At 63.6% G+C, this 21,321-nt stretch carries 16 protein-coding genes; 9 read left to right on the top strand and 7 right to left on the bottom strand.

The genetic code is table 11. The features are described 5' to 3' along the window. Nucleotide 1: 1 nt before the first annotated feature. Genes NLY33_RS28970 through NLY33_RS28945 form a run of 6 tightly spaced genes read right to left on the bottom strand, consistent with a single transcriptional unit; the run spans nt 2 to nt 6,453 of the window. Entirely contained in the window at nt 2-1,033 is a 1,032-nt protein-coding gene (locus NLY33_RS28970) for a phosphotransferase enzyme family protein (protein ID WP_023704727.1), read from the bottom strand. Continuing rightward, nucleotides 1,030-2,337, bottom strand: coding sequence for an aminotransferase class III-fold pyridoxal phosphate-dependent enzyme (locus tag NLY33_RS28965; RefSeq protein WP_023704728.1), 1,308 nt, complete (start codon nt 2,335-2,337; stop codon nt 1,030-1,032). Before NLY33_RS28965 ends, NLY33_RS28970 begins: the two co-directional genes overlap by 4 nt. Before the next feature lie 33 nt (nt 2,338-2,370). Beyond that, nucleotides 2,371-3,720, bottom strand: a complete 1,350-nt coding sequence (locus NLY33_RS28960; protein WP_023708115.1) for an aminotransferase class III-fold pyridoxal phosphate-dependent enzyme — start codon at nt 3,718-3,720, stop codon at nt 2,371-2,373. 20 nt (nt 3,721-3,740) lie between these two features. Beyond that, nucleotides 3,741-4,403: an HAD family hydrolase gene (locus NLY33_RS28955; protein WP_023704730.1), complete on the bottom strand. Its 663-nt coding sequence runs from the start codon at nt 4,401-4,403 to the stop codon at nt 3,741-3,743. After that, nucleotides 4,400-5,683: a Tm-1-like ATP-binding domain-containing protein gene (locus NLY33_RS28950; protein ID WP_023686943.1), complete on the bottom strand. Its 1,284-nt coding sequence runs from the start codon at nt 5,681-5,683 to the stop codon at nt 4,400-4,402. Before NLY33_RS28950 ends, NLY33_RS28955 begins: the two co-directional genes overlap by 4 nt. Continuing rightward, on the bottom strand, nt 5,683-6,453 hold the full coding sequence (locus NLY33_RS28945; RefSeq protein WP_023704732.1) for an IclR family transcriptional regulator: 771 nt from the start codon (nt 6,451-6,453) through the stop codon (nt 5,683-5,685). The genes NLY33_RS28950 and NLY33_RS28945 overlap by 1 nt, the downstream gene beginning before the upstream one ends. Nucleotides 6,454-6,619: 166 nt before the next feature. On the opposite strand from NLY33_RS28945, the gene NLY33_RS28940 reads away from it, so the two are divergent. From NLY33_RS28940 to NLY33_RS28930, 3 genes are all read left to right on the top strand, one after another. Next, nucleotides 6,620-8,068, top strand: a complete 1,449-nt coding sequence (locus tag NLY33_RS28940; protein WP_023704733.1) for an APC family permease — start codon at nt 6,620-6,622, stop codon at nt 8,066-8,068. Between the two features lie 63 nt (nt 8,069-8,131). Then, the gene (locus NLY33_RS28935) at nt 8,132-9,325 is read left to right on the top strand and encodes a cytochrome P450 (RefSeq protein ID WP_023704734.1); all 1,194 of its coding nucleotides are present in this window, start codon (nt 8,132-8,134) and stop codon (nt 9,323-9,325) included. After that, entirely contained in the window at nt 9,322-10,809 is a 1,488-nt protein-coding gene (locus NLY33_RS28930) for an aldehyde dehydrogenase (protein ID WP_023704735.1), read from the top strand. The genes NLY33_RS28935 and NLY33_RS28930 overlap by 4 nt, the downstream gene beginning before the upstream one ends. 177 nt (nt 10,810-10,986) lie before the next feature. Here NLY33_RS28930 and NLY33_RS28925 read toward each other — a convergent pair whose 3' ends face one another. Continuing rightward, nucleotides 10,987-13,275 carry a mechanosensitive ion channel family protein gene (locus NLY33_RS28925; protein WP_023708117.1) on the bottom strand — a complete coding sequence of 763 codons (2,289 nt, stop codon included), beginning with the start codon at nt 13,273-13,275 and terminating at the stop codon, nt 10,987-10,989. A gap of 282 nt (nt 13,276-13,557) precedes the next feature. On the opposite strand from NLY33_RS28925, the gene NLY33_RS28920 reads away from it, so the two are divergent. From NLY33_RS28920 to nirB, 6 genes are all read left to right on the top strand, one after another. Continuing rightward, the gene (locus tag NLY33_RS28920) at nt 13,558-14,160 is read left to right on the top strand and encodes an ANTAR domain-containing response regulator (RefSeq protein ID WP_023667842.1); all 603 of its coding nucleotides are present in this window, start codon (nt 13,558-13,560) and stop codon (nt 14,158-14,160) included. Between the two features lie 2 nt (nt 14,161-14,162). Then, nucleotides 14,163-15,401: a CmpA/NrtA family ABC transporter substrate-binding protein gene (locus NLY33_RS28915; RefSeq protein WP_031196218.1), complete on the top strand. Its 1,239-nt coding sequence runs from the start codon at nt 14,163-14,165 to the stop codon at nt 15,399-15,401. A gap of 343 nt (nt 15,402-15,744) precedes the next feature. Further along, nucleotides 15,745-17,073, top strand: a complete 1,329-nt coding sequence (locus tag NLY33_RS28910; protein WP_023704740.1) for a CmpA/NrtA family ABC transporter substrate-binding protein — start codon at nt 15,745-15,747, stop codon at nt 17,071-17,073. 94 nt (nt 17,074-17,167) lie between these two features. Beyond that, nucleotides 17,168-18,058, top strand: coding sequence for a nitrate ABC transporter permease (ntrB, locus tag NLY33_RS28905; protein WP_023682697.1), 891 nt, complete (start codon nt 17,168-17,170; stop codon nt 18,056-18,058). A 10-nt stretch (nt 18,059-18,068) separates the two neighbouring features. Then, nucleotides 18,069-18,866, top strand: a complete 798-nt coding sequence (locus NLY33_RS28900; RefSeq protein WP_023704741.1) for an ABC transporter ATP-binding protein — start codon at nt 18,069-18,071, stop codon at nt 18,864-18,866. A 4-nt stretch (nt 18,867-18,870) separates the two neighbouring features. Then, complete coding sequence (gene nirB, locus NLY33_RS28895) at nt 18,871-21,321, top strand: nitrite reductase large subunit NirB (protein ID WP_023708118.1); 2,451 nt, start codon at nt 18,871-18,873, stop codon at nt 21,319-21,321.

The following is a 21,321-nucleotide window of genomic DNA, read 5'->3' as shown; positions in this document are numbered from 1 at the left end:
GTCAGTTGGGCTGTTCGCCGCGCAGGTAGTCAATCACCACATCGGCTGCGATGGTCGACATCCGCAAGCCGACATCCCTGGTGATGTCGCCTTCGACGCGGCTTTGCACCCAGCCAAGAAAGGCGAAGGCACGCAACGCGGCGAATAGAGGCAATGCGGCGATGTCCTGCGGGATCAGCGCACGCTCTTGCTGGTAGCCGTCAAGCAAAGCGGTTTCGATCAGCGGGTAGATCGCCTCCTCGCGGTTCTGATAGAGGGCGACGGCAAGGTCGTACATGTGCCAGCCATGGCCGCAATCGTCGAAATCGATGATGCGCACCGCGCTGTCATGGATGAGCACATTTTCGCGCACCAGATCGGCGTGGATGATGCCGAAATTGCGCGCGCTGCGCTCATGTTCCGACAGCGCCTTCACTGCCTTGTCGCGCGCCTGCAAGACCAGCGCGCGGCGAGGACCATCGAGAAGGGGCGAGGTCTCGAACCGGCCCCAGACCGGGTTCGCACCGAAGAAGCCGTCGAAGTCCCAGGCATGGCGGACGAAGCCCGCGGGCGGCGTCCACGAGGCAGTGACATTGTGCATATGGGCGATGGTCCGCCCGATCGCCGTGAAGATCTGGATCGACTGGTCGGCCGTGTAGGCCAGTGGCACGCCGCGTGCGCCCACGGCGCGGCCCTCCAGCCAGCTCAGGCAATCGGCCTGCCGGGGCTGCGCCGAGGTGGCCGTTCTGACAAGCACGAACGGATCGCCGGCCTGTGTTGCGACGCAAGACGGCGTGGCGACGCCGGCGGATTGCAGGAAGCCCATCCATTGCAGTTCCGAACGCAGCGCGGCGTCCGTGTGGTAGCCGAGCCGGTGGATGCGCATGGCTGCCGGCTGGCCATCCGGCAGCCGCACGCGGAAGACGGCGTTCTCGCGGTGCTTCAGAAGTTCCGGCTCAGAGTTGCGGACGCCCCAATGTTCGAGCGCACGCCTGGCGAGCTCCGTGACATCGGCTGCCGTTTCGGGCTGGGATTGGGTGGAAACAGAATTCACGCCGGCACTCCGCCGACTTGGCCCAGCACCTCGTCCAGCAGGCCGATCAGGAACTCGGCATTGTCGCGCGAGAACGGCATGGGCGGGCGGATCTTGAGCACATTGCCGTGGATGCCGGTCTTGCCCATCAGCACGCCGCGATGGCGCATGCGATTGGCGACCTGCTCGGCAATGTCGGGCGCCGGTTCGCGCGTGTCGCGGTCGTGGACCAGCTCGGCGCCGAAGAACAGTCCGGCCCCCCTGACCTCGCCGATGCACTCATGCCGATCGGCCAGCGGGCGCAGCAGGCCAAGCGCATAGGCGCCGACGTCTTGCGCGTTGGCGACAAGGTTTTCCTGTTCGATGACGTCGAGGACGGCATTGGCGACTGCGCAGGAGACCGGGTTGCCGCCAAAGGTGTTGAAGTAGCGGAAAGCGTCGCGGAAGGTCGCCAGTATCTCCTTGGTGGTGACCACGGCCGCGATCGGATGGCCATTGCCCATCGGCTTGCCCATGGTGACGATGTCGGGGACGAAGCCGGCGCGCTGATGGCCCCAGAAATGGCTGCCGGTGCGGCCGAAGCCGGGCTGCACTTCGTCGGCGATGACCAGACCACCGGCTTCGCGCACGGCCCCCAAGGCGTCGTCGAAAAATCCGGTGGGCAGAGCCGGGAAACCTTCATTGGCGAGCAGCGGACACAAGATGATGCCAGACAGGCCAATGCCATCCTGTGCCAGCGAGGCGATCGCTTGACGCACGGCGTCGCCAAAGGCCTTGCCATTGGCCATCGCATCGGGATGGCGATAGCTGTCGGGGGCCGGCACCAGCCTGACATGGGGGGCGCGGCCGCGGATCGGAGGCATGCGCGTGCTCAGCTGCGAAACCGCCGTCGTGTTGCCATGATAGGTGGCGTCGGTGGCGATGATGCCCATATTGCCGGAGGCGGCCTGCGCCATGCGCAGCGCGATGTCGTTGGCCTCGCTGCCGGTGCAGGTCAGGATTGCGGTGGCGAGGCTTGCATTGAAGGTCGCCGTCAGCCGCTCGACATAGTCGAGAATTGCGGTGTGCAGATAGCGTGTGTGGGTGTTGAGCAGGCTTGCCTGACGGCACAAGGCCTCGACCACATGCGGGTGGCAATGGCCGACATGGGCGACGTTGTTGTAGGCATCGAGATACTTGCGGCCGTCGGCATCGTAGAGCCAGACGCCTTCGCCGCGCACCAGGTGCACGGGCTCGTCGTAGAACAATTGCGATTTCGCGCCGAGCAGGCGGGCACGCCGCTTGACGAGCGCTTCCTCGCTCGGGTTCTTCTCAGATTGGGTCATTGCGTACCAAACTCCATTGCGTCAGCGGGTCTATCAGGCCCTCGACAGACCTGCATCGATGGCCTCGCCGATCTTTGCCACGTCGGCGGCGCCGATGATCAGCGGCGGCGACAGGATGATGTTGTTGCCGGACACGCGCAGCATGACGCCGGCGTCATAAGTGGCTTCCGAAACCACGGCCATGGTCTTCTTGTCCACCGGCTTTTTCGTCGTGCGATCGGAGACCAGCTCTAGCGCAGCCATCAGGCCCTTGTACCTGATGTCGCCGACGATCGCGTGCTTGGCTTTTAGCCCCTCCAGCGTCGCCGCGAGCTCGATGCCGCGCGCGGCTGCGTTCTCGTCCAGGCGAAGCCGCTTGGTCTCGGCAAGTGCAGCCAGCCCTGCCGCGCAGCCGACAGGATGGCCGGAATAGGTATAGCCATGACCGATCGCCCCGAAGCTGGTCTTGTCGGCCTCGAAGACGTCGGCGACCTTGGCGCCGATCAAGGTGGCGCCGAGCGGGAAATAGCCCGAGGTGATCGCCTTGGCGATGGTCATGAAATCCGGCTTCACGCCGGATAGCCGCGAACCCGACCAGGCGCCGGTGCGACCGAACCCCGTGACCACCTCGTCGGCGATCAGCAGGATTTCGTGGCGGTCGCATATCTCGCGGACCAGCGGCATGAAGCTGTCATGCGGAACGATGACGCCGCCGGCGCCGAGAACCGGCTCCATGATGAAGGCGGCAATGGTGTCGCCGCCCTGGAAGGCGATCTCATCCTCCAGCGCTTTGGCGCACAGTTTGGCCAGCCGCGCCGGATCGGTCTCATCGAACGGATTGCGGAAGGTCCAGGGTGCGGGAATGTGGAAGACGCCGGGCATAAGCGGCTCATAGTTGCGGCGGAAATTGGCGTTGCCGTTGACTGACGCGCCACCGAAATGGGTGCCGTGATAGCCCTTCTTCAGCGCGAGGAATTTTGTCCGGTCGCCCTGGCCGCGGATCTTCCAGTATTGGCGGGCGAGCCGCAGTGCGGTTTCGACCGAATCCGAGCCGCCCGAGGTGAAGAAGGTCCGCACCATGCCTTCCGGTTCGAACCATTCGCTGAGTTCGTAAGCGAGCTCGATCGACGGGCCGGTCGACGTGCCGCGAAACCCGGAATAGTAGGGCAGGGCGCTGAGCTGGTCGGCGATGGCCTTCTTGATCGGGTCGCAGGAGTAGCCGAGATTGACGTTCCACAGTCCGCCAACCGCATCGAGCACGGTGTTGCCGTCGATGTCGGTGACCATCACGCCTTCGCCTTTCATGATCACCTTTGGCGGGTTGGCCCGCATCTCGGCCGGGTGTGCCATCGGATGCCAGATCGGCTTGGCGTTTTTCTCGGTGAGGAAATTGATGTCGCGCATCGCAAGGCTCCGCAAATGTCTCAGGAGATGAGGTCGAAATGGCCGAGGGCCTCGGCATAGGAAAGTGCCGGCCGCGCGACGTCGAAATGAACGGTGCGCATGCCGACGGCACGGCCGCCATCGACATTGCGCTGCTGGTCGTCAACGAACACACAGGCGCGGGCAGGCAGGCCAAGCGCCTCGGTCACCAAGGCATAGGCGCGCGGATCGGGCTTGAGGATGCGGGTATAGGTGGCGTCGACGATGGTGTCGAACAGCTCGAGCAGCGGCAGCCGCTGACGGAAGCCGGCGCCATAGAACAGATCTAGCTCGTTGGACAGGATCGCCAGGCGAAATCCCGCCGCATGCACGGTCCGGATGGCGCGGACGGCTTCGGGCCGCACGATCTTTTCCGGCTCGGCTCCGCGTGCGCGCTGGACGAATGTCTCCATTGCCTCCCAGTCCTCGCCGACGAGCCGGCCGACTTCGCTGGTGCGGGTGCGCCAATAATCGCGCTCGCTGATGTCGTTGGCCTGCATGGAGCGCCACAGCGGATCTGAATCCGGGTCGAACGGCCCGTGCCATTGCAGCGTTCCCGGCGCGAGGCCGAGCGCCTGTTCGGTCAAGGCATGGGTCTCGAAAAGGGTCCGGGTGACGACGCCGCCGAAATCGAGGACGAGCGCCTGGGCAGGAACAGCGCTCACGCAGCCACTCCCTTGGCCGGCATGCCGCGCGGGATGATGCCTTCCTCGACCCAGCGGTCGAAGATTTCGAGCGCCTTGCCGACGAACTCGTCGCTGTTGATGTGGGCGTCGATCTCGTGGAACTCGACGCCGGCGGGAATGGCCTTGCGCATCTCATCGGTGAACGCCGCGAGGGCTTCGGGTTCGTACAGCGGCTCGCCCTGCGCATCCCATTCCTGGATGCCGCCGGAGGGCAGGATGAAAGCGGAGCGCCCCTTCGACGCACCGAGCTTGGCGGCGATGGTCCTGGCGACTTCACGGCGGTCGGCGGCATCGACGGTGATCGAGCCGATCAACCTGTTATGAGCATGGAATGGCCGCTGCGCGAACTTTGTCGGCAGCGCCTGCCAGGTCGGCAAATCGACCATGTCTACGGCGCCAGGGGCTGCGATCTGCGGAATGCCGCGGGCGCCGGCATTCTCGAGCCGGTCGGCGCCGGAGCTGACGACCGAACCGGCAAGATGATTGGTGATCTCCTGCAGGCTGAAGTCGAACACCGCGCAGAAATGGTCCTGGCTGGCGATCGATTCGAAGGCCCGGCCCCCCATCCCGGTGGTGTGAAAGACTGCGACGTCATAGCCGCGCTGCTCCAACGCCGGCTTCAGCGTCTTCATATAGCGCAGGCAACTGCTGCCCAGCGAAGTCATGCCGATGGTCGGTCCGACCGCCGGGGCCGAAGCACGGGATGCAAGCACGATCCTCGCCGCACCGACCACCGCGCCGCAGGCCTGGGAAAGGACCAGCTTGCAGATGGTGTTGAGGCCGTAGAGCCCGCCTGCCCACAGGATCATCATCAGGTCGGGCGCGACGCGCTCGGGCGGAATGAGATGCGAGTAGGCGATGGTCGAGACGACGAATTTCGGCACGCCGAGCGGCAGGCACAGCGCGACATCGAGCGCCAAATCGGTTCCCATCGAACCACCGATGGCGATGAAGGCGTCGATCTCGCCGCGCTGGTGAAGCTGGCGCACCAGCTGAACGGCGCCGACGGCCATCAATGTCATGGCGGTGTTTTCGTCGCCGCTCGAGACGATTTCGGCCATCGTCACGCCAGCGGCCCGCGCAACGGCATGCTTGTCGTGATCGGGACTATAGGCGGGGGCGCCCAGCACGCTGACATCCATCATCACGGCGCGGCCACCGGATGCCTCGATACACGCTTTCATGAACAGCAGTTCGTCGGTCTTGGTGTCGCCCGTGCCGATGACCAGGATGCGGGGCGTCGCCATATCTGCAGACATCAGGCCTGCCTCCTCAGGGTTTGCAGGTTTTCGCCATTGAGGCGCATCGAAATCTCCCGTGCCGCGGTCACAACCGCAAGCCCTCGTTCCACGATCGTAGCCGGTGTCGTCCTGGCCTTCGGGGCTGCCACCGCAATTGTCCCCAGCGCAAGACCATCGGCGGCGCGGATTGCAGCCGCGACGCCGATCACGCCGTCCTCATGGCCCTGGTCGCAGATCGAATAGCCGCGGTCGCGCGCCTCGCCGATCGACTTTGAAATGGCGGCCGGCTCGACGAGGGTATGATCGGTGAAGGCCTCAAGCGAACCTGTCAGGCATGCTTTCACGGTCGCGTTGTCGGCGAAGGCGAGATAGGCGATGCCGGAGGCGGTGGAATGCAGCGGCAGAAGCTGGCCGACATCGATGTTCACCCGGTTTGCCCAGCTTGAATGCTCGACATAAACGGTGATCAGCCTGTCGACGCCGAATTCCGACAGATGCACCGTCTCGGTTGTCGAACCCGCCAAATCCTGCGCCACGGGAATTGCCGTTTGCAGGAACGGGAAGCAGGCTTCGCGGATACGCGCCAGCCGCGACAGGCCGGCGCCGAGGCGATAGTGCCGCGTGCCGGCATCCTGCTCGACGAAACCATGGCCGCCAAGCGCCACCAGCAGCCGCCGCGTCGTCGCCTTGTCGAACGCACACCGCCGCGCGAGATCGGAAAGTCCGAACTCGGGTTCGTCCACCGTGAACAGCTCCAGAAGTGAAATCGCCTTGCCGACCGTACCCATCCAGCCTCCCGCTCGGATAGAAACTTAATGTGTGAATTAACTTGACAGGCATCCGCATTCTTTGCAAGTCTATATTCAAAATAAGGGTTCAAATAATGAACCGATGGAATTCAGGGAACAGGCCGAGCGGCCGCGAACCCACGGGTTCGTAAAACTGGAGGGACAAATGTCAGCAGTTTCGGAACAGGCGCCCGCCAACAGGCTGCGCAAGAACAGTCTTGGCGTCGGCGCTATCACCTTCATGGTGATTTCGGCGGCGGCGCCGCTCACCGCGGTCGCCGGCGGCACGCCGCTCGGCATGCTTATGGGCAATGGGGCGGGCTTTGCCGGCACCTATCTTATCGTGACCGTGTTGCTGCTGCTGTTTGCGGTCGGCTACGTCGCCATGTCGCGCCATGTCGGCAATGCCGGCGCCTTCTATGCCTATGCCGCGCGCGGGCTGGGCGGTTTTGCCGGCGGCGCAACCGCAATCATCGCGATCCTGTCCTACAACGCCATGCAGATCGGGGTCATGGGCCTGCTGGGGGCCGCAACCGCCGGCCTGTTCGCCGGCTGGGGCATCGACCTGCCCTGGTGGGTGTGGAGCTTCATCGCCGTCGCCATCGTCGCGGTGTTGGGCTACCGCCAGGTCGACCTCTCGGCCAAGATCCTGACGGTGCTGGTGCTGTGCGAATACATCGTTGTGCTGGTGCTAGACCTCGCCATCCTCAAGACCGGTGGCGACAGTGGTCTCTCTGCGGCGCCGTTCAGCTGGAGCCAGATCGTCAGCGGCTCGCCCGCCATCGCCATCCTGTTCTGTTTCGCCGCCTTCATCGGTTTCGAGGCGACGACGATCTACGCCGAGGAAGCCCGCGACCCCAAGGTGACCATTCCGCGCGCCACCTATTTCTCAGTGTTGCTGATCGGCGTCTTCTACATGGTCACGGCCTGGCTGATGGCGGTCGGCGCCGGCGTCGACAAATTGTTGCCCGCACTGCAAGCGCTTCAGGATCCGACGACTTTCCTGTTCGGCCTGTCCGACCGCTACGCCGGAACCATGCTGTCGCACGCCATGGGCATCCTGTTCGTGTCGAGCCTGTTTGCCGGCGTGCTGGCGTTCCACAACGCGGTTGCCCGCTACATCTACGTCTCGGGCCGCGAGAAGCTGTTGCCTGAAGCGATCGGCGTGACGCATTCAGTGCACCAGAGCCCGCATGTTGCTTCCGTCATCCAGAGCGTGTTGGCAGCGATCGTCATCGGACTGTTCGCGATACTCGGCCTCGATCCGGTTCTGGCGCTGTTTTCCTGGCTGACCAATGTCGCGACGCTGGGAGTCATCGTCATGATGGCAGTGGCCTCGCTCGCCGTGGTGATGTACTTCCGCGCCAACCCGTCGACGCAGGAGAATACGCTGAAGACCACCATCGTGCCTGGGCTGGCCTTCATCGCTTTCGTCGTCATCATCTACCTGATCGTCATTAATTTCGGTGGCCTGTCCGGGGCCGGTGGCTTCCTTGGCGTGTTGCTGCCGGGGCTGGTGCTGATTGCCGCGGTGGTCGGCCTGCTGCTTGCCGGTGCGTTGAAGAGCCGGGATCCGGTTGCCTTCGAAAATCTCGGCGTGCCGCTGAAGGACTAGGACAAAGGACAAGGGGGTAGCGCGTTCGGCGCCGCCCCTTTCCATCGCAAGGGAGTAACGGCGTTGAGCTTTGCCGAGAGCATCACCGTTGAGGCGCTGGAAGCCGATCCGTATCCGATCTATGCGGAACTGCGGCGCAGTGCGCCTGTCGCTTTCGTGCCGGCGGTCAATCTCTGGTTCGTCACCCGCTGGAAGGACGTCGAGACCGTCGCAAAGTCACCCGACATCTTCTCCGCCGTCGTCGGTACGTCTCCGGTCGAACGCTCGTTCGGCAAGCCGACCATCCTGACCACCGACGGCGAAACGCATAGACAGCTGCGCCAAGGCGTCGATCCGAAATACCGGCCGCGCACCGTCGCCGCCTATGCCGGCGATCTCGTACGGTCGATTGCCGAACCTTTTCTCGACCGGATCGCCGAACAAGGCTCCGCCGAGCTGATGGCGGATTATTTCGAGCCGGTGTCGACGCTCAGCCTGGCGCGCTCGCTTGGCCTTGCCGACATCGACATGCCGACGCTGCGCCGCTGGTTCTATGGCCTTGCGCAGGGCGCCATCAATTTCGAGAACGACCCGAAGCGGCAAGAGATCGCCGACGCGATCAGCGCCGAGGTCGGCGCAGCCATCCGGCCGACTCTGGATAGACTGGCGCGCGCCCCCGACGGCTCGGCGCTGTCGCATATGCTGCATGACGGCATGCCGGAAGGCACGACGCGGCCGATCGATTTCTTGATGCCGAGCATCAAGGTCATTCTGCTTGGCGGCATGCAGGAGCCCGGACATGGTGCCGGTTCGATCCTCGCCGGCCTGCTTGCGCATCCCGAACAATTGCGGCAGGTGCTCGCCGATCCCGAGACCTTTGTGCCCAGGGCTGTCGATGAAGGCTTGCGCTGGGTGGCGCCGATCGGAACCCAGACGCGGCAGACGACGCAGGCGGTCGAGCTTGGCGGCGTAACCATCCCTGCCGGCGCCGCGGTCGCTGCACTTGTCTCCTCGGCAAGCCGCGACGAGAGCCGCTTTGCCGATCCAGACCGCTTCGACATCAACCGCAGGGAAGGCAATCATGCCGCCTTCGGCTTTGGTCATCATTTCTGTTCGGGCCGGTTTTTCGCGCGCGAGCAGATGTGCATTGCGTTAAGGCTGCTGCTCCTGCGCTTCCCCGATCTCAGCTTGGTGCCAGGCAAGGTGCCGGTGTTTCGCGGCTGGGAATTCCGCGCGCCAACCACGTTGTATGTTTCCCTGGGAGTTCGCCACCAATGATCAGCCAGAATGCCATCGACGCGCTGCGCAAGACGGAGATCGGCGAGCGGGGCTTGTTTATCGACGGCGTACAGGCCGCAGCGACGAGCGGCGCGACGCTGGCGGTGATTTCGCCGATCGACGGCCGCCCTTTTGCCAGCATCGCTGACGGCAATGCCGCCGACATCGATCGCGCGGTCCGATCGGCGCGAAAAGCATTCGAGAAGGGTTCATGGTCGCGCGCCGCCCCTGCCTTTCGCAAGAAGGTGCTGACGAAATTTGCCGAGCTGATCGAAAAACATGTCGATGGGCTGGCCGTGCTTGGCGTGCGCGACAACGGCACCGAGATCGGCATGGCCTACAAGGCCGAGCCGCTGTCGGCGGCCGGCACCATCCGCTACTACGCCGAGGCGATCGACAAGGTCTATGGCGAGATCGCGCCGACGGCCGACAATGTGCTCGGGCTGATCCACAGGGAGCCACTCGGTGTCGTCGGCGTCATCGTGCCGTGGAACTTCCCGCTGATGATCGGTGCCTGGAAGATTGCGCCCGCACTGGCCACCGGCAACAGCGTCGTCGTCAAGCCGCCGGAGATCGCCTCGCTGACCTTGCTGCGGCTGGCCGAACTCGCAAGCGAGGCTGGACTTCCCGAAGGCGTGTTCAACGTCGTTACCGGTCATGGTGCTGTCGCCGGCGAAGCGCTTGGCCTCCATATGGATGTCGACGCCATCGCCTTTACCGGATCGGGGCCGGTCGGCCGGCGGCTGCTCGAATACTCCGCCCGTTCCAATTTGAAGCGGGTCTTCCTCGAGCTTGGCGGCAAGTCGCCCAACATCGTCTTTGCCGACGCTCCGGACCTGAAGCAGGCGGCGGTCGTCTCGGCCAACGGCATCTTTCGCAATTCAGGCCAGGTCTGCGTGGCGGGCTCGCGTCTGCTCGTCCAGTCGTCGGTCTATGATCTTTTCATGGACGAACTTGTCTCGGCAACCACGCGGCTCAAGGTCGGCGACCCGCTCGATCTCGCCAGCGATATCGGTGCGGTATCGAGCGCCGAACAGCTGGACAAGAATCTCGGCTTCGTCGCCATGGCGCAAGCCGAAGGCGCCCGTCTCGTCGCCGGTGGCGAACGGATACTGACCGAGACTGGCGGCAGCTACATGGCGCCGACGATCTTCGAGAACGTGACGCAAGAGATGCAGTTGGCGCGCGAGGAGGTGTTCGGACCGGTGCTCGGCGTGATGCGCTTCGAGACCGAGGAGGAGGCGGTGCATCTCGCCAACTCCACTGTCTACGGACTTGCCTCGGCGGTGTGGACCGCCAATCTTTCCACGGCCCATCGCATGGTGCGCGCCATCAACGCCGGTGTCGTCCACGTCAACACCTATGGCGGAGCCGATATCACCGTGCCGCTTGGCGGCGTCAAACAGTCCGGTTTCGGCCGTGACAAGTCGCTGCATGCGCTGGAGAAATTTGTCGACCTCAAGACCGCCTGGATTGCGCTCTGAGCCTTGCGGAAAGGCCAGCGTATCTGCTCTTTTCGTCAAGCTTGGCCTCAGAAACGCCACGCTGGTGCTGGTTGGCGGCGATCGCGTCACCGCTATCGGCAATTCCGACTAGCGTGGTGTCGTGGGTCCTGGTTTTGCGCGGAAAGCCGTGTTGCGGCCGGCCGGTATCACGGCGTCCTACTCCGTTGTGCTCGCTTTTTTTCTGCGCCGATTGGTGTGCGACTGGGCGACGGCCATTCGTAATTCGGGTGTGATCTCCAAAGGCGCATTCTCTGTCCCATGCGGGTCTTGCAGCCCCTGGACGTGGACGGTCGGGAATGGGAGCTCGATGCCCTGCTCCTTGAAGGCCTGGCGGAGGCGCAAAAAGAACCTGCCTTTCATGCTGAAGGCGCCTCCAGGTCTGGTCGTGACCTTGACCCTCAAGACGATGCCGTACTCGCCGAACTCCTGCACCCCCTGCATCTTGATCGGTTCGATCACCCAGGGTTTGAACTCCGGATCTTCCGCCAGTTCCAGGCCAATTCGCTTGATCAGTTTGCGAGCAAAGTCGATATCGGTGTCATAGCCAACGGTGATGTTGAATTTGTCGGTGACCCAGTCACGGCTCTGGTTCTGCACGGCGCCGAGTTCGCCGAAAGGTATCGTGAACAGCGGACCACGATGGTGGCGCAGCTTCACCGAGCGCAGCGAAAAGCTCTCCACCGTACCCCTGTAGCTGCCCGATGAAATGTATTCGCCGACACGGAAAGCATCGTCGAGCAGATAAAACACGCCAGAGATCACGTCCTTGACGATGGTTTGCGCGCCAAAACCCACCGCGACGCCGACGACGCCGGCGCCGGCGATCAGCGGGCCGATCTGGATGCCGATCGAAGCGAGCATCATCAGCACCGCCATCACGATGATCACTGCTAGCAGAATGTTCTGGATGATCGGCAACAGCGTGTGCAGCCGCGCCTGATGCGGATCGAGGGTGAGGATGTCTTCTTCGCTCACCACCGCTTGCGGTATCGCGACGCCCAGCTTTCGTTCGATCAAGGCTTTGATGATCGACCAGCCGAAATCGGCAGCAAGGGCAATGACCACGACGTTGATCAAGCCGCGCAATATGAGCATGGTGGTCGTATCGCTGCCGCGCATGGATTGCATGTCCAGGCCCAGTACGCGTGCGAGAAGGTAAGCCGCCGCGAGGATGAAAATCATCCGGATACCGCGATCGATGACAGCGATCGTCACCGCCGGGATCGTGGGCCGGCCCGCATCTTCCGAACCGGGCCGCAGGACGAAATTAACCCCGCGCTCTGTCAGCACAATTGCCAAAGGCAGGAAGAATGCGGTGAAGGTAAACCAGAAGAATGTGTAGAGGCCGGCAATGCGTTCGAGGAACAGAACGACGAAATAAGCCGTCAACAACCATGTCACTGCCGTGTGACCGCTGTGGCGCGCGCCGTCTCGCTGCGTTCTTGGCCGACGCCAAATGGCCAGCAGGAAGAGCAACAGCAGGATGAAATCGGCGCCGACGGACAGGACCATCATTCCGTCCTGGTCTATGCCGAGACCCGGCAAGAGGACAAACGCGGCGGCGAAGAAGGCGAAAACGCCGACGATCCGGGGCAGCCAATAAGCCCAATGGTCAGCAGCTCCGTTGGTGATCGGCAGGGCACGAACCTCGATGGCGTGCTCGACCTCCATGAAAGAAGGGACGAGTGTGGCCATCACGTATAGGCGCACAGCCCACGTAAAGACCGCAGCCATCAGAAATGTCAGCACAATCTCGCGGATGAGCGCTGGCCAGTCGAACAGCATGAACGCACCGGCGCTGCCCAGCGCGAACGAGCCGATCATCATGCTGGAATAAAGCGTGCGGCCGCCGATCTTCTTGGCCCGCCCGATGGGCGTATCTCTGGGTTGCGCGATGATCCAAAGACGAAATGGACGGGTGAGCTTGTATATTGCCCAGGTGAGCGCCAGGCCGGCAGCGATAAAGATCGCAATCAGCACCAATATGCTGACGGGGCCCTTGCTGGACATATCGTCCATTGTCTGGGCCCGGACGCGCGCGAACTGGCCTGGCAGTGTGGGCACGGTTCGCACGATTTTCTCGATGTGATGCTTGATCCGATCAAGCGTCGAGGATGCCATTGTATTCATCTGGCCCGGTGCGGCCACGGCGTCGGCCGGCGGAGCGCCAGCCGCAGCAGGCGCTTCCGTTGATCCAGCGGCCGGATTTCGTTGCTCGGCCACCCAGGCCTTCACCGACGGATCGTCGAGAAGCTCGAACAGCTGTTTGACCTTGTCGGGCGCGACGGCGGCCGGTGACTGCGCCTGTGCCGGGCCAGCCAGCAGGAGGGCGATCCCAAGGACGAACGGCCCGGCAATCAGGGCAAACATCGTCGTCAGGCCTCCGAGACGCCGTGCCGGGCGCGCCAGCTTGCTGGCTCCCAATCGTCGTTTCATGAGCAGCATCGTGCGGTAACCTTCCGGTCAGATCGGCGAGCAAGGACAGCTATGTCCGTCGTTGCCCCCACCTTTAACAAGCCGATGTTGCGGTGCAAGTCTCATCGCACCTAGACCGTTGGGTAGGGCACCAGGCGACCGGCAAGGCTGTCATCACCAGCGCCAGCGTTGCGCTGCGTTCCTTGTCCCGACCACCTAGACCGGGTCGTTGTCGGTCGTCGGTTGCTCCGCGGCGGGAGCCTGTGACCATGCCGCATTGCACAATTTTGCGACCTTGCCCACAATGCACGCATGGTCCGCAGCTCACTCGCCGTCCTGGTCATCGACGAAAACCGTATCCGCGCCGCGATCATCGAGGCAGGTTTGCGCGAGGCCGGCCATGAGCGGGTCACCGTCATCCACGACGTGACCGGCATTGCGCGGCGCATCGCCGAGATCGAGCCGGACGTCATCGTCATCGACCTGGAAAACCCGAACCGCGACATGCTGGAAAACATGTTCCAGCTGTCGCGTGCGGTGAAGCGGCCGATCGCCATGTTCGTCGACCGATCGGACCAGGCATCGATCGAAGCGGCGGTCGATGCCGGCGTTTCGGCCTATGTCGTCGACGGCCTCAGGCAAGAGCGCGTCAAGCCGATCCTGGACATGGCGGTCAGCCGCTTCAACGCTTTCTCGCGCATGGCGCGCGAGCTGGAAGAGGTTCGAGGGGAGCTTGAGAGCCGCAAGGTGATCGACCGTGCCAAGGGCATCCTGATGAAGTCGCGCGGCCTGACCGAAGAGGCCGCCTACACGCTCCTGCGCAAGACGGCGATGAACCAGAACCGCAAGATCGGCGACATTGCCCAGAGCCTGGTGACTGCCGCCGGGCTGCTCGGGCCGTCGGAGGACGAATGAGCATGAGCGCCGAGCACCAGATCACCGCCGGCTTCATGCCGCTCTTCGACAGTGCCGTGCTGGTTGCGGCGGGTGAGCTTGGATTTGCCGCACGCGAGGGCATCGATCTCACACTGCACCGCGAGACCTCCTGGGCCAACATCCGCGACCGCATCGCCATCGGCCATTTCCACCTGGCGCACATGCTGGGGCCGATGCCGCTTGCCTGCAATCTCGGGCTGACGCCGCTTGCTTCCGAGACCATCGTGCCGTTTTCGCTCGGGCTTGGCGGAAATTGCGTCACCATCTCCAACGCCGTCTGGGAAGGCATGGCGGCACACGGCGCCATACCCGATCTCGAGCCCGCGCGGGCGGGCGCAGCCCTTCGTGCGTTCATTCGCGAGAGCGCCAGGGCTGGCGGCGATCCGCTGCGCTTTGCCGTGGTGCACCCGCATTCGGGGCATAATTACGAACTGCGCTACTGGCTTGCCGGGTGCGGCATCGATCCGGAGCGCGAGATCGAGATCGTCATCGTGCCACCGCCCTTCATGGCCGATGCGCTGGCCGCCGGGCGGATCGACGGCTACTGCGTCGGCGAGCCCTGGAACAGCGCCTCGGTCGCCGCCGGCACCGGCCATATCGTCACCGTCAAAGCGCTGCTGTGGCGCAACAGCCCGGAGAAGGTGATCGGCGTGCGCAAGGCCTGGTCGCAGGAGAACCCGGTCCCGCTGGCAGCATTGCTGCGCGCGCTGCATCATTCGGCGCGCTGGTGCCAGGATCCGGGCAACCGCGCCGAACTGGCTGGTGTGATGGCTCAAGCTGGCTTCCTCGGCCTACCACCAGCTGTCCAGATGCCGATCCTGACCGGCCATCTTGAACTGGGCGGCGGCGCCGAACTGGATGTCGACGACTTCTTCCTGCCCTTCGACAAGGCGGCGAACTTTCCGTGGAAGAGCCATGCGCTGTGGTTCTATACGCAGATGGTGCGCTGGGGGCATGTCGAGCACACGCCGGAAAACCTTGTTATCGCCCGTGACTGCTACCGTCCCGACCTCTACCGCTCGGCGCTAAAGCCGCTTGGCGTTGCACTTCCCGGCGCCAATGCGAAGGTCGAGGGCGCGCTTAAGGTCGCCACGGCTGTCGGTGCGACCGGGGCAGGCCTGGTGCTTGGGCCGGACGGCTTCTTCGACGGTCAGACCTTCGACCCCGACGAGATCGACGGCTACATAGGGCGCCAGAAAGCGGCTCGCGCGGAAGCCTGATCATTCTCGCGCCATTCTTGTGCATTGCACAAAAAATGTGCGTGCGATTGCTGTAGTGAACAATCTTTGATCTGCTTGCGATGTCGCCTCGCGTGCCGGCGTCTGTCGCGTAATGTTGATTTCATTTAGGTTTTTAGTTTCACTCAGAACTGGCACGGTTCCTGCTTTGAGTTAGCCAGGCCCTTCGCGGGTCACGGAACAGGCGTCCAATGGCGGGCGCCACAGGCAAAGCTGCCGCTCAGGTCAACGACGCGATCCCGGATGTACGGACGCGCGAGGCCTGGACGGCGGCTTTTTTGTTTTGGCCACTCGACGAAGCCCTCGCGTTCAACCGGAGATCACGATGAAAGAAAAAATAGGGAAATGGATCGGGACGGGAACATCGCTCAAGGATGTGACGCGCCGCGATTTTCTTGTCAGCAGCGCCATGACGGCCGGCCTGTTCGTGGCGGCCCGCAAGCTCTTCCCCTCGGGCGCCTATGCCGCCACGACCGCTCCGGAGGTCACCGGCGCCAAGCTCGGCTTCATCGCGCTGACCGACGCGGCGCCGCTGATGATCGCCAAGGAGAAGGGGCTGTTCGCCAAGTTCGGCATGCCCGACGTCGAGGTGCTCAAGCAGGCCTCCTGGGGCGCGACGCGCGACAATCTGATGCTCGGCGGCGAAGCCAACGGCATCGACGGCGCTCACATCCTGACGCCGCTGCCCTATCTCATGCACACCGGCAAGGTGACGCAGAACAACCAGCCGATGCCGATGGCTATCGTGGCGCGGCTCAACTACGACTGCCAGGGCATTTCGGTTGCGCAGGAATACGCCGGCACCGGTGTCGGCCTCGACGCCTCCAAGCTGAAGGACGCCTTCGCCGCCAAGAAGGCGGCCGGCAAGGAAATCAAGGCCGCCATGACGTTCCCGGGCGGGACCCATGATTTGTGGCTCCGTTACTGGCTGGCCGCCGGCGGCATCGATCCCGACAAGGACGTCTCGACCATTGTCGTGCCGCCGCCGCAGATGGTCGCCAACATGAAAGTCGGCAACATGGACGTGTTCTGCGTTGGCGAACCGTGGAACGAACAGCTCGTCCACCAGGGCGTTGGTTTCACCGCCGCCACCACCGGCGAACTGTGGAAGGGTCATCCCGAAAAGGCGCTCGGCCTCCGCGCCGAATTCATCGACAAATACCCGAACGCCACCAAGGCGATCGTGATGGCCGTCATGGAGGCCCAGCAATGGTGTGAGGCCACGGAGAACAAGGACGAGATGGCCGCCATCATCGGCAAGCGGCAATGGATGAACGTGCCTGTCGCCGACATTATCGGCCGCCTCAAGGGCGACATCAACTACGGCAATGGCCGCGTGGCCACCGGCACTGACCTCTACATGAAATTCTGGAAGGGTGGCGTCTCCTATCCCTACAAGAGCCACGACAGCTGGTTCCTCGCCGAAAACATCCGTTGGGGAAAATTCGCGCCGACCACCGACATCAAGACGCTGGTCGATCAGGTCAATCGCGAGGATATCTGGCGCGAGGCGGCGAAGGATCTCGGCGTTGCCGCAGCCGATATTCCGGCCTCGTCGTCGCGTGGCGTCGAGACATTCTTCGACGGCAAGATTTTCGACCCGGCCAACCCGTCGGCCTATCTCGACAGCCTGAAGATCAAGGCATCGGCTTGACCGGCGCAAACGGCGCGTTGCGCCGTTTGTCGCCCCCAGCGCAACGGCGCTTCGCCGCTTGTCGCCCGCATCGACCCCGGAGTTATACTCAGACATGTCCATCCAAGCCATTGAGGAAACCACGGTGAAGGCGTTCCCCGCGAAGCCTGCCGCGGTCATCGCTTTCACCGCCAAAGCGCGGCGCCGCTTCGACCCGATCGCGATCGCCGGCAGGCTGGCCACCGCCCTGGTGCCGCCGGTCATCGTTATCGCCTTCATGCTGGTCGTGTGGCAGATCGCCTGCTCGTCGCCGACCGCCAGCCTACCGCCGCCCAGCCAGGTGTGGAACGAGGCCTATGACCTGATCGCGCATCCGTTCTTCAACAACGGCCCGCAGGATATCGGCCTTGCGTGGCGGGTGCTGATCTCTCTGCAGCGCGTCGCCATCGGCTTCGGCCTGGCGGCGATCGTCGGCGTCGCGCTCGGCGCCCTGGTCGGCCAGTCGATCTGGGCCATGCGTGGCCTCGATCCGGTGTTCCAGATACTGCGCACCGTGCCGCCGCTGGCCTGGTTGCCGCTGTCGCTGGCTGCTTTCCGCGATTCCAGCCCGTCGGCGCTGTTCGTTATCTTCATCACCTCGATCTGGCCGATCATCATCAACACCGCCGTCGGCGTGCGAAACATTCCGGAAGACTACCGCAACGTCTCACGCATCTTGCGGCTCAACCAGTTCGAATTCTTCGTCAAGATCATGGTTCCGGCCGCCGCACCCTACATCTTCACCGGCCTCAGAATCGGCATCGGCCTGTCCTGGCTCGCCATTGTCGCCGCCGAAATGCTGACCGGCGGCGTCGGCATCGGCTTCTTCATCTGGGACGCCTGGAACTCGTCGCGGCTGCCCGACATCATCGTCGCGCTCGCCTATATCGGCGTCACCGGTTTCTGCCTCGACCGCCTGGTCGCTGCGGTCGGCGCTTTCGTCACCCGCGGCACAACGGCAAAGTGAGGAGAGGGCGATGACGGCCTATCTGAAGCTCGACCATATCGACAAATCCTTTGCCCGCGGCGGTCAGGTCAGCGAGGTGCTCAAGGACATCAGGCTGACCATCGACAAGGGCGAATTCGTCTCCATCATCGGCCATTCCGGCTGTGGCAAGTCGACCTTGCTCAATCTGATCGCCGGGCTGACCAAGGTTTCCGCCGGCGCCGTGCTGCTTGAAAACAAGGAGGTCGACAGCCCCGGACCCGAGCGCGCCGTGGTGTTCCAGAACCACAGCCTGCTGCCATGGCTCACCGTCTACGAAAACATCAGCCTGGCGGTGTCGAAAGTCTTTGGTCGTTCCAAGAGCAGGACCGAACGGCATGACTGGATCATGCTCAATCTTGATCTCGTGCAGATGGCCCATGCCAAGGACAAGCGGCCGGCCGAAATATCGGGCGGCATGAAGCAGCGCGTCGGCATTGCCCGGGCGCTTGCCATGGAGCCGAAGATCCTGTTGCTCGACGAGCCGTTCGGTGCACTCGACGCGCTGACGCGCGCCCATCTTCAGGACGCGGTCATGGACATCCATTCCAGGCTCGGCTCGACGACGATCATGATCACCCACGATGTCGACGAGGCGGTATTGTTGTCCGATCGCATCGTCATGATGACCAACGGTCCGGCGGCTACCATCGGCGAGGTGCTTGCGGTGCCGCTGGCACGGCCGCGTCGCCGCGTCGAACTCTCTTCCGACCGCACCTTTTTGCGCTGCCGCGAAGCGGTGCTGAAGTTCCTCTATGAACGTCATCGCTTCGTCGAAGCCGCGGAGTAACGCCATGACCGAAAAGCTCGTCATCATCGGCAACGGCATGGCCCCTGGGCGCATGCTGGAGCATCTGCTCGAACAGGCGCCGGGCCGCTACACCGTGACCATCTTCAACGCCGAGCCGCGGGTGAACTACGACCGCATCATGCTGTCGCCGGTTCTCTCCGGCGAAAAGGCCTATGAGGAAATCATCATCCACGGCGACGGCTGGTACATCGCCAACAACATCACCCTCTACAAGGGTCACAAGATCGTCGCCATCGACCGGGCGGCCAAGACCGTCACCTCCGACCACGGCGTCACCGAGCCTTACGACAAGCTCGTCATCGCCACCGGATCAGTGCCTTTCATCATTCCGGTGCCCGGTCACGATCTGCCGGGCGTGCTGACCTATCGCGACCTCGACGATGTTCAGGCCATGATGCTTGCCGCCCAGTCGCGCGCCAAGGCCGTGGTCATCGGCGGCGGCCTGCTCGGGCTGGAGGCGGCAGCAGGTTTGAACGCCCAAGGCATGGACGTCACCGTGCTGCATGTCATGCCGACATTGATGGAGCGTCAGCTCGATCCAGCCGCCGGCTATCTCCTGCAGCGCGCGGTGGAACAGCGCGGCATCAAGGTCATCACCAAGGCCAACACCCAGGCGATCACCGGCAACGGCAAGGTCGGGCAGGTGGAGCTTGCCGACGGCACCATCATCCCGGCAACGCTGGTGGTGATGGCGGTCGGCATCCGGCCGAATGCGGCGCTGGCCAAGGAGGCCGGCATAGCCGTCAATCGTGGTATTGTCGTCGATGCCGGCATGCGCAGCAACGACCCCGACGTCTACGCGCTCGGCGAATGCGCCGAGGTCAACGGCCAGGTCTACGGGCTGGTCGCGCCGCTCTACGAGATGGCGCGCGTTGCCGCGAACCAGTTGGCCGGCAACGAGGCAGCGGCCTTCGTCCACATGGACACGCCGACCAAGCTCAAGGTCACCGGCATCGACCTGTTCTCGCTTGGCGACTTCGCCGAAGGCGAGGACCGCCAGGAGATCGTGCTGCGCGATGCCGCCGCCGGCGTCTACAAGCGCCTTGTGCTCAAGGACGACCGCATCATCGGCACCGTGCTTTATGGCGAGACGGCGGATGGGGCCTGGTTCAACGATCTCAAGAAGAAGCAGACCGACATATCGGAGATGCGCGACACGCTCATCTTCGGCCAGTCCTACCAGGGGGGTGCCCCGCTGGACCCTATGGCGGCCGTTGCAGCCTTGCCGGATGATGCGGAAATCTGCGGCTGCAACGGCGTTTGCAAGGGAAAGATCACCGGCGCGATCACGGCCAAGGGCCTGGCTTCGCTCGACGACGTGCGCGCCCACACCAAGGCATCGGCTTCCTGCGGTTCGTGCACCGGGCTGGTCGAGAAGCTGATGGTGCTGACCATCGGCGACAAATACAACCCGGCCGCCGTGCAACCCATGTGCGGCTGCACCACGCTCGGCCATGACGAGGTGCGCCGGCTGATCATCGCCAAGAGCCTGAAGACCATTCCCGCCGTCATGCAGGAGCTGGAATGGACGACCTCCTGCGGCTGCGCAAAATGTCGGCCGGCGCTCAACTACTACCTCGTCTGCGACTGGCCGAACGATTACGCCGACGACTATCAGTCGCGCTTCATCAACGAACGCGTCCACGCCAACATCCAGAAGGACGGCACCTATTCGGTGGTGCCGCGCATGTGGGGCGGCGTCACCAACGCCGCCGAACTGCGCGCCATCGCCGACGTCGTCGATAAGTTCGAGATACCGATGGTCAAGGTCACCGGCGGCCAGCGCATCGACATGCTGGGCATCCGCAAGGAGGATCTGCCGGCGGTGTGGGCCGATCTCGGCCAGGCCGGCTTCGTCTCAGGCCATGCTTACGCCAAGGGCCTGCGCACGGTGAAGACCTGTGTCGGCTCCGACTGGTGCCGCTTCGGCACGCAGGATTCGACCGGCCTCGGCATTCGCATCGAGAAATTCATGTGGGGCTCGTGGACCCCGGCCAAGGTCAAAATGGCGGTGTCGGGCTGTCCGCGCAACTGCGCCGAGGCGACCTGCAAGGATGTCGGCGTGATCTGTGTCGACAGTGGCTACGAGATCCATTTCGCCGGCGCCGCCGGCCTCGACATCAAGGGCACCGAAGTGCTTGGCCTGGTCAAGACCGAGGACGAGGCGCTGGAGCATATCGTGGCGCTGACGCAGATGTATCGCGAGCAGGGCCGCTATCTCGAGCGCATCTACAAATGGGCCAAGCGCATCGGCATCCCCGAGATCAAGCGCCAGATCATGGACGACGGTGCAAAGCGCAAGGCCTATTACGAGCGCTTCGTCTTCAGCCAGAAATTCGCCCAGGTCGACCCGTGGTCGGAACGCGTCTCCGGCAAGGACAAGCACGAGTTCCGGCCAATGGCTTCTGTCGGGTTTGCGCAGGCGGCGGAGTGA

Source organism: Mesorhizobium sp. C432A (genome assembly GCF_030323145.1).
GTDB lineage: Bacteria > Pseudomonadota > Alphaproteobacteria > Rhizobiales > Rhizobiaceae > Mesorhizobium.
This window is presented reverse-complemented; position numbering and strand designations above follow the sequence as displayed.

Bases quoted from the DNA above. Each gene is read 5' to 3' on its own strand.
- NLY33_RS28965 (WP_023704728.1), bottom strand. From the start codon at position 2,337: ATGACCCAATCTGAGAAGAACCCGAGCGAGGAAGCGCTCGTCAAGCGG.
- NLY33_RS28960 (WP_023708115.1), bottom strand. From the start codon at position 3,720: ATGCGCGACATCAATTTCCTCACCGAGAAAAACGCCAAGCCGATCTGG.
- NLY33_RS28950 (WP_023686943.1), bottom strand. From the start codon at position 5,683: ATGTCTGCAGATATGGCGACGCCCCGCATCCTGGTCATCGGCACGGGC.
- NLY33_RS28945 (WP_023704732.1), bottom strand. From the start codon at position 6,453: ATGGGTACGGTCGGCAAGGCGATTTCACTTCTGGAGCTGTTCACGGTG.
- NLY33_RS28940 (WP_023704733.1), top strand. From the start codon at position 6,620: ATGTCAGCAGTTTCGGAACAGGCGCCCGCCAACAGGCTGCGCAAGAAC.
- NLY33_RS28930 (WP_023704735.1), top strand. From the start codon at position 9,322: ATGATCAGCCAGAATGCCATCGACGCGCTGCGCAAGACGGAGATCGGC.
- NLY33_RS28925 (WP_023708117.1), bottom strand. From the start codon at position 13,275: ATGCTGCTCATGAAACGACGATTGGGAGCCAGCAAGCTGGCGCGCCCG.
- NLY33_RS28920 (WP_023667842.1), top strand. From the start codon at position 13,558: ATGGTCCGCAGCTCACTCGCCGTCCTGGTCATCGACGAAAACCGTATC.
- NLY33_RS28915 (WP_031196218.1), top strand. From the start codon at position 14,163: ATGAGCGCCGAGCACCAGATCACCGCCGGCTTCATGCCGCTCTTCGAC.
- NLY33_RS28910 (WP_023704740.1), top strand. From the start codon at position 15,745: ATGAAAGAAAAAATAGGGAAATGGATCGGGACGGGAACATCGCTCAAG.
- ntrB (WP_023682697.1), top strand. From the start codon at position 17,168: ATGTCCATCCAAGCCATTGAGGAAACCACGGTGAAGGCGTTCCCCGCG.
- NLY33_RS28900 (WP_023704741.1), top strand. From the start codon at position 18,069: ATGACGGCCTATCTGAAGCTCGACCATATCGACAAATCCTTTGCCCGC.
- nirB (WP_023708118.1), top strand. From the start codon at position 18,871: ATGACCGAAAAGCTCGTCATCATCGGCAACGGCATGGCCCCTGGGCGC.